This window comes from uncultured Ralstonia sp. (assembly GCA_913056305.1).
Taxonomy (GTDB): domain Bacteria; phylum Pseudomonadota; class Gammaproteobacteria; order Burkholderiales; family Burkholderiaceae; genus Ralstonia.
Genome location: CAJXMR010000233.1, coordinates 1 through 7,070 on the forward strand (window position 1 = coordinate 1; position 7,070 = coordinate 7,070).

General features: G+C 67.3%; 7 protein-coding genes. All 7 read left to right on the forward strand.

The features are described 5' to 3' along the window. On the forward strand, window positions 1–1,379 hold a 1,379-nt coding region (gene mpl / locus QZ609_RS22740), incomplete at its 5' end, for a UDP-N-acetylmuramate:L-alanyl-gamma-D-glutamyl-meso-diaminopimelate ligase (RefSeq protein ID WP_295499754.1). Between the two features lie 7 nt (window positions 1,380–1,386). Continuing rightward, window positions 1,387–2,022, forward strand: a complete 636-nt coding sequence (locus tag QZ609_RS22745) for a YqiA/YcfP family alpha/beta fold hydrolase (protein ID WP_295499756.1) — start codon at window positions 1,387–1,389, stop codon at window positions 2,020–2,022. Continuing rightward, window positions 2,019–2,597: a chorismate lyase gene (locus QZ609_RS22750; RefSeq protein ID WP_295499758.1), complete on the forward strand. Its 579-nt coding sequence runs from the start codon at window positions 2,019–2,021 to the stop codon at window positions 2,595–2,597. Before QZ609_RS22745 ends, QZ609_RS22750 begins: the two co-directional genes overlap by 4 nt. Window positions 2,598–2,752: 155 nt before the next feature. Further along, window positions 2,753–4,873, forward strand: coding sequence for an RNB domain-containing ribonuclease (locus QZ609_RS22755; RefSeq protein WP_295499760.1), 2,121 nt, complete (start codon window positions 2,753–2,755; stop codon window positions 4,871–4,873). Between the two features lie 53 nt (window positions 4,874–4,926). Further along, window positions 4,927–5,841, forward strand: coding sequence for an energy transducer TonB (locus QZ609_RS22760; protein WP_295499761.1), 915 nt, complete (start codon window positions 4,927–4,929; stop codon window positions 5,839–5,841). After that, the gene (gene aroE / locus QZ609_RS22765; protein ID WP_295499762.1) at window positions 5,838–6,752 is read left to right on the forward strand and encodes a shikimate dehydrogenase; all 915 of its coding nucleotides are present in this window, start codon (window positions 5,838–5,840) and stop codon (window positions 6,750–6,752) included. Before QZ609_RS22760 ends, aroE begins: the two co-directional genes overlap by 4 nt. A 14-nt stretch (window positions 6,753–6,766) precedes the next feature. Then, window positions 6,767–7,070: transglycosylase domain-containing protein (locus tag QZ609_RS22770; protein WP_295499764.1), on the forward strand; the 304-nt coding region annotated here is incomplete at its 3' end.

Consider the following 7,070-nt stretch of genomic DNA (forward strand, 5'->3'; position numbering starts at 1 on the left):
TCCACATCCTTGGAATCTGCGGCACCTTCATGGGCGGCATTGCCCTGATCGCCCGGCAGGCTGGTCACCGCGTCACCGGCTGCGACGCCAACGTCTACCCGCCGATGAGCACCCAGCTCGAAGCCCAGGGCATCGAGCTGATCGAGGGCTTCGACCCCGAACAGCTGTCGATCGGCGCCGATCTGTACGTGATCGGCAATGTGATCTCGCGCGGCAACCCGCTGATGGAAGCCATCCTGGACCGCAACCTGCCGTACGTGTCCGGCCCGCAATGGCTGGGTGACAACGTGCTGCGCCAGAAATGGGTGCTTGCCGTGGCGGGCACGCACGGCAAGACCACGACCACTTCGATGCTCGCCTGGATCCTGCAGGACGCCGGCTACGATCCGGGCTTCCTGGTGGGCGGCGTGCCGCGCAACTTCGGGCTGTCGGCGCGGCTGACGGAATCGGACTTCTTCGTCATCGAGGCCGACGAGTACGACACGGCCTTCTTCGACAAGCGTAGCAAGTTTGTCCATTACCGCCCCCGCACGGCCATTCTGAACAACCTGGAATTCGATCATGCAGATATCTTCCCGGATCTTGCTGCCATCGAGACGCAATTCCATCACCTTGTGCGCACCGTGCCCGGCCAGGGCCGCCTGCTCGTCAACGGGCGCGAGGACAGCATGAAACGCGTACTTGCGCGCGGATGCTGGTCCGAAGTCGAGTTTTTCGGCGCGGAAGACGGTTCGGGCTGGGAAATCGCCAACCTGGGCGATGACGACAGCTTCGACGTGGTCTTCAACGGCCAGACACAGGGCCGGGTACGCTGGGCGCTCCAGGGCGACCACAACCGCATGAACGCGCTGGCCGCCATAGCAGCCGGGCGCCATGTGGGTGTGCCGGCACCCCAAGCCATTGAAAGCCTGGCCCGTTTCGAAAATGTGAAACGCCGCATGGAGGTGCGCGGCACCGTCGACGGCGTCACTGTCTACGACGACTTCGCCCACCACCCGACCGCCATCCGCACAACAATCGATGGCCTGCGCCGCCGCGTTGGCAAGGCGCGCATCTTGGCCGTGTTGGAGCCGCGCTCGAACACCATGAAGCTCGGTGTGATGAAGCAGCAACTTCCCGGCAGCCTCGAGGGCGCCGACCAAGTATTCGCCTACGGTGCCGCCGCCGGCCGCGACGCGCTCGGCTGGGATCTGGCCGGCGCCCTTGCCCCGCTCGGCGAGCGTGCTACCGCATTCTCCGACCTGCCTGCGCTGGTCGAGGCCGTCACTGCCGCTGCGCGCCCGGGCGACCACGTGCTGGTCATGAGCAACGGCGGTTTCGGCGGCGTGCACCAAAAGCTGCTGGATGCGCTGGCAGAGCGTGTCGGCGCCGCCAACTGACGCGAATATGCCGGCATCCATCGTCTATCTGCACGGATTCCGCTCGTCGCCGCGCTCGTTCAAGGCGCAACTGCTGGGCAAGCGGATGGCCTCCGTGGGGCTGGCCAACGCCTATGTGTGCCCGATGCTGCCGGTCTCGCCGCGCGAGGCGATGGCTGAAGTTGACGCCTTGATCGCAGACCTGGGTTCGCGCGACGGCGTGAAACCCGTGCTGATCGGCTCGTCGCTGGGCGGCTATTACGCCACTTGGTTGGCTGAGCGCCATGGCTTGCGCGCCGCGATGCTGAACCCGGCCACGCGCCCGGAGCGCGATCTCGCCAAGTATGTCGGTGAGCAGCCGTTGTGGCACGGCGGCGGCACCATCCGCGTCGAACCACATCATCTGGACGAACTGCGTGCACTGGCGGTGCCCGCCATCACCCAGCCCGAACGCTATTACCTGCTCGCCGCCACCGGCGACGAGGTGCTCGATTACCGTGAAATGCTCGCGCATTTCCCCGGTGCCGCCACCCGCGTGATCGACGGCGGCGACCACGGCATCAGCGATTTCGCCCGCTATATGGACGAAGTGCTCGTCTTCTGCGGCGTTCCTGCCGACTTGCTGGCCGCGCATCCGTTTGAGGGCGAGGCCGCGGGCGCATGACCGAATCCCCGTCGTACCCGCGCAGCCTTTGGCGCAGCGCGTTGCCGCCGGCCGTGGTTTATGACCGGCACTGGGCACGCTGGGCCGTCGGCGCGGATTCGCTCACGGCGCGACTGCGAGCCGCCTCGTCCACTTTCCGCGTCCAGCTGCTCAGCCAGGATCGGGCCATGCCGCTGCGCGATGAGTGGCGCTGCCTTGGCATGGCCGGCCCCGCCGAGACCTTGGCGCGTGAGGTCCTGCTGATCTGCGACGACATCCCGGTCGTCTACGCCCACACCATCGTGCATCCGCGCAGCGTGGCGCTGGACTGGCCGTTCCTGAAGGCGCTGGGGGCGCAGCCGCTGGGGCATTCGCTGTTTGCCGATCCGCGCGTCGCGCGGGGGGATTTTGAGTTCGCGTTGCTCGACGCGCGCCATCCGCTGGTGCGCCGGGCGCACGCGGCGTTGGGCGATGCGCCGGTCTCCGGTACTGAGCGGCTGCCGGCGCGGCGCTCGGTGTTTCGGCGCGGGGTGAGTGCGATGCAGGTGACGGAAGTCTTCCTGCCGGCGTTAGCCGGATTTAGGCCGCCACAGTAAGCGTATTTCGCGGGCAAGGCGGGTGGCCGGTGCGGTATCATCGCCCCCAACTTTTTGTCGCTGCGGCATCGGGTTGTCGACTCCCAGGTGCGCGGCGATTCCACCTCATTCAAGGCGGCGCTAGCTCGTGCGAGTGCCGCAATCCACACACATCCATGCAGTTGCTGTTCGAAGAAGGCGGCGAGATCCGCGCGGGCACCGTCTTGTCCCAACAGGGCGAGGCCTACCAGGTCGAATTGCCGAGCGCCAAGCGCACCAAGGTCAAGTCGCGCGACGTATTGCTGCAGTTCGCCCAGCCCTCGGCCGGTGAACTGTCGCAGGCCGCGCAGGCACTGTCGGTGGACATCGACCTGGAGTTCCTGTGGGAATGCGCGCCGGCCGATGAGTTTGGCTTTGCCGATCTGGCCGGTGAATACTTCGGCGTCGGTGCCAATGCCACGCAGCAGGCTGCGCTGGCCATCGCGTTGCATGGCTCGCCCGTCTATTTCCGCCGCAAGGGCCGGGGCCGCTACCAGCGCGCGCCCGAAGACCAGCTCAAGGCTGCTCTGGCCGGTCTGGAGCGCAAGAAGCAGCAGGCCGCCTTGCAGGCTGAGTACGAGGCCGAGCTGAAGGCGATGCGCTTGCCCGAGGCTTTCCGCGGCAAGACGCTGCAGCTTCTGTTCAAGCCCGATAAGAACAGCCTCGAGTACAAGGCGCTCGACGCCGCCTGCACGGCGCTGGCCATGTCGCCGATGCGGCTGATGGTGGCTGTGGGCGGCATCGCCAACGCACGCGCGCTGCACGAGGCGCGTTTCCTGTCGGAGTGCTTCCCGAAGGGCATCGGCTTCCCGGACGTGACCGTGCCGGAGCCGGCGTTCGAGCTGCCGGCGGCCGACGTGCGCGCGTTCTCGATCGACGACGTGACCACCACGGAAATCGACGACGCCATCTCCGTCACGCCCATCGACGATGCCACGGTGCGCATCGGCATCCACATCGCGGCGCCGGGCTTCGGCATCCAGCGCGGCGATGCGTTGGATGCGGTCGCGCGCCAGCGGCTGTCGACCGTGTACTTCCCGGGCGACAAGATCACCATGCTGCCGGCGTCGATCGTCGATCGCTACACGCTGCAGGAAGGGCGCGCGTGCCCGGCGCTGTCGCTGTACGCGACGGTCGACCGCGCGACGTGGACTGTGACCGCCACCGAGACGCGCTGCGAATCCGTGACGGTCGCGGCCAACCTGCGCCACAACCTGCTCGACGATGTGATCACCGCCGAGGCGCTGGCCGATGGCAGCGGCGATTACCCATTCAAGGCCGAGCTGGCCGTGCTGTGGCCGTTCGCGGGCGCGCTGTATGACGCCCGCCAGCAGGCGCGCATCGCCAGCGGCCTGAAGCCGGAAGGCGCACAGAAGGGCGATTACTCCTTCTATCTGGACCCGATTCCCGAGGCCGAAGGCGGCAAGGATGACGATGGGTGGCGTGTCCGCATCGAGCAGCGCAAGCGCGGCTCGCCACTGGACAAGATCGTCGCCGAGCTGATGATCCTGGCCAACAGCACCTGGGGCCGCATGCTGGCCGACGCCGGCGTGCCCGGCATCTATCGCACGCAAAAGGCGTGGGGCATGCACCGCACGCGCATGCAGACGTATCCGGCACCGCACGAGGGGCTGGGCGTGGCGCAGTACGCGTGGAGCACCTCGCCGCTGCGCCGCTATGTCGACCTGGTCAACCAGTGGCAGATTGCGGCGGTGGCGCAGCACGGCGTGACGGCCAAGCTGATCGCGCCGTTCAAGCCGAAGGACGCCGACCTGCTGGCCGCGGTGGCGGACTTTGAAGGCACCTACGCCGCCTACGCTGACCATCAGTCGACCATGGAGCGCTACTGGTGCCTGCGCTGGCTCAAGCAGGAGCAGCGCACGCGCATGCAGGCCGTGGTGCTCAAGGAAGGCGCGGTGCGCTTTGCCGAGATTCCGCTGGTGACCAAGGTGCCGGAACTGGCGCAGACCGCGCGCGGCACGCACGTGGTGCTCGACATCCTGGACACCGACGAGATCAGCCTGGAAGTGTCGTGCCGCGTGATCGAGATCCTGGCGCCCGCCGCCGATGCCGCAGCGGAAGCCGAGGCGATCGAGGAAGAGCTGGCCGAAGCCGAGGCCGAGGCCGATGCGCCGGCCGAACCACAGCCGGCCGCCGACGGGGAGGAAGCCCGCGCGGAAGCCGCCACCGTTGCCGATCCTGCTGTGGCGCCGCCGCCGCAGGAGGGCGCGGACGGTGGAACGCCCGCCGCCGCCTAACTACAATCGCAGTCTGATCTTTTCTTCGCGTAACGCCCCAGGAACCGACCCCCATGGCCGCCCTCGCAACCCGACCGGACTGGTCCAGCAGCAGCACGCTCACCAAGGCACTGGTGGTGTCGCTTGCCGCGCACGTCTTGCTGCTGTTCGTGCGCGTGGTGGCGCCGGAGGCCTTCGACATCAAGCGCGATGATCCGGGGCTGGACGTGGTGCTGGTCAACGCCAAGTCGTCCACCGCGCCGACCAAGGCAACCGCCGTGGCCCAGGTCAACCTGAACGGCGGCGGCGAATACGACCAGCAGCGCGCCACCACGCCCCTGCCCGCCGAGACCAATGAGCAGACCGGCGACGCCATCAAGCTGACGCAGCGCCGGCTTGAATTCCTCGAGCAAGAGCAGCGCCGCCTGCTCACGCAATCGCACGACCGCGCGCCGCTGGTCCACGACCGCCAGGTCAAGCCCGGCGAGCGCCCGCAGCCGTCGCCCACCAACGGCACCGATGACCGCACCACGCAGGACGAGATCGCCCGCCTGCAGGCCGAAATCGACCGCAACTTCGAGAACTACGCCAAGCGCCCGCGCCGCAACGTGCTGACCGCCGCCAGCGCGCGCCAGGTCGACTACGCCCGCTACTACGACGCCGTGCGCCGCAAGATCGAGGTACGCGGCACCGCCAACTTCCCCAGCCAGAACGGCCGGCCGCTGTACGGCGAACTGATCCTCGTGATCAGCATCAACTATGCGGGGCAGCTCGGTTACAACCAGGACGGGTTCAAGGAGGAGGGCATCTCCGTGGCCAAGAGTTCGGGCAACCCGGCGCTGGACCGCCAGGCCGTGGCCATCGTGCGCTCGTCTGCCCCGTTCGGGGGGTTCCCTGCAGAGATGCGAAAACGTGTCGATATCCAGGATGTGGTCGCCACGTTCAAGTTCACCCGTGCCGGCCTGGAAACCCGCCTGCAAACCCGATGACGTCGTCTGAAGAAGCCATTGTCGCCGCCGCGACGGCCCCGGCTGCCGATCGCTATGGAGTGATCGGCAACCCCATTTCGCACAGTAAATCCCCCGCCATCCACGCCGCGTTTGCGCAGCAGACCGGCGAGTCGATCCGCTACGACCGCATCTTTGCCGAGCTGATCGCCTTCGATGAGACGGTGTTCGAGTTCATCCGCGAGAACGGTCGTGGGCTCAACGTGACGGTGCCGTTCAAGCTCGACGCGTTCCGCCTGGCCACGACGCTCACGCTGCGTGCCGAATCGGCCGGGGCGGTCAACACGCTCAAGTTCGACGGCGACGAGATCCTCGGCGACAACACCGACGGCGTTGGCCTGGTGCGCGACCTGACCCACAACATCGGCAACGATCTGGAAGGCGAGCGCATCCTGGTGCTGGGCGCGGGCGGCGCGGCGCGCGGCGTGATGCTGCCGATCCTGGAGGGCAAGCCGGCGCGCGTGTTCATCGCCAACCGCACGGCGGATACGGCAGTCAACCTGGCACTTCGCTTTGAGGTGGCGGCCAAGCTGCACGGCACCGAGCTGGTCGGCGGCGGATTCAATGACCTGGACGCCACCGACGTGTTCGACGTCGTCATCAACGCCACCGCCAGCAGCCTGCAGGCCCAGGTGCCGCCGATCCCGCCCACGGTGTTCGGCCCCAACGCGCTGGCCTACGACATGATGTATGGCGCACAGCCCACCGTGTTCATGCAGTTTGCCAAGCGCCACAACGCGCGCGCGTGGGACGGCCTGGGCATGCTGGTCGAGCAGGCTGCCGAATCGTTCTTCCTCTGGCGCGGCGTGCGCCCGGACACCGCGCCGGTGCTGCATGCCATGCGCGAAGGGCTGCAAGCCGAAGCCGCTGTCGCCGCGGGCGTCCACCGCTAAGAGCTCGATTGCCCATGATGCGTTGGCTCGGCTATGTGATCGGCTGCTTCATTGCGGGCGTGATCGCGCTCAACCTGTATTTCTTTGCGGCGATCGCCAGCTGGCAGTGGCTCGATCCATCGTCCTCCGCGTTCATGCGTGCCGAGCGCATGCGCCTGTGCGGCGCCAACGTGTTCACCTGCCGCATCGACCACCGCTGGGTCAACTACGATCAGATTTCGCGCAACCTTAAGCGCGCCGTCATCGCCAGCGAAGATGCAGACTTCGTCTCGCACAGCGGCTGGGAAGTCGACGCCATGCTCGACGCGTGGGAGAAGA

What these genes read in the sequence shown, in the direction of transcription:
- QZ609_RS22760 (WP_295499761.1), top strand. Translation starts at nt 4,927, where the DNA reads ATGGCCGCCCTCGCAACCCGACCGGACTGGTCCAGCAGCAGCACGCTC.
- QZ609_RS22755 (WP_295499760.1), top strand. Translation starts at nt 2,753, where the DNA reads ATGCAGTTGCTGTTCGAAGAAGGCGGCGAGATCCGCGCGGGCACCGTC.
- aroE (WP_295499762.1), top strand. Translation starts at nt 5,838, where the DNA reads ATGACGTCGTCTGAAGAAGCCATTGTCGCCGCCGCGACGGCCCCGGCT.
- QZ609_RS22750 (WP_295499758.1), top strand. Translation starts at nt 2,019, where the DNA reads ATGACCGAATCCCCGTCGTACCCGCGCAGCCTTTGGCGCAGCGCGTTG.
- QZ609_RS22745 (WP_295499756.1), top strand. Translation starts at nt 1,387, where the DNA reads ATGCCGGCATCCATCGTCTATCTGCACGGATTCCGCTCGTCGCCGCGC.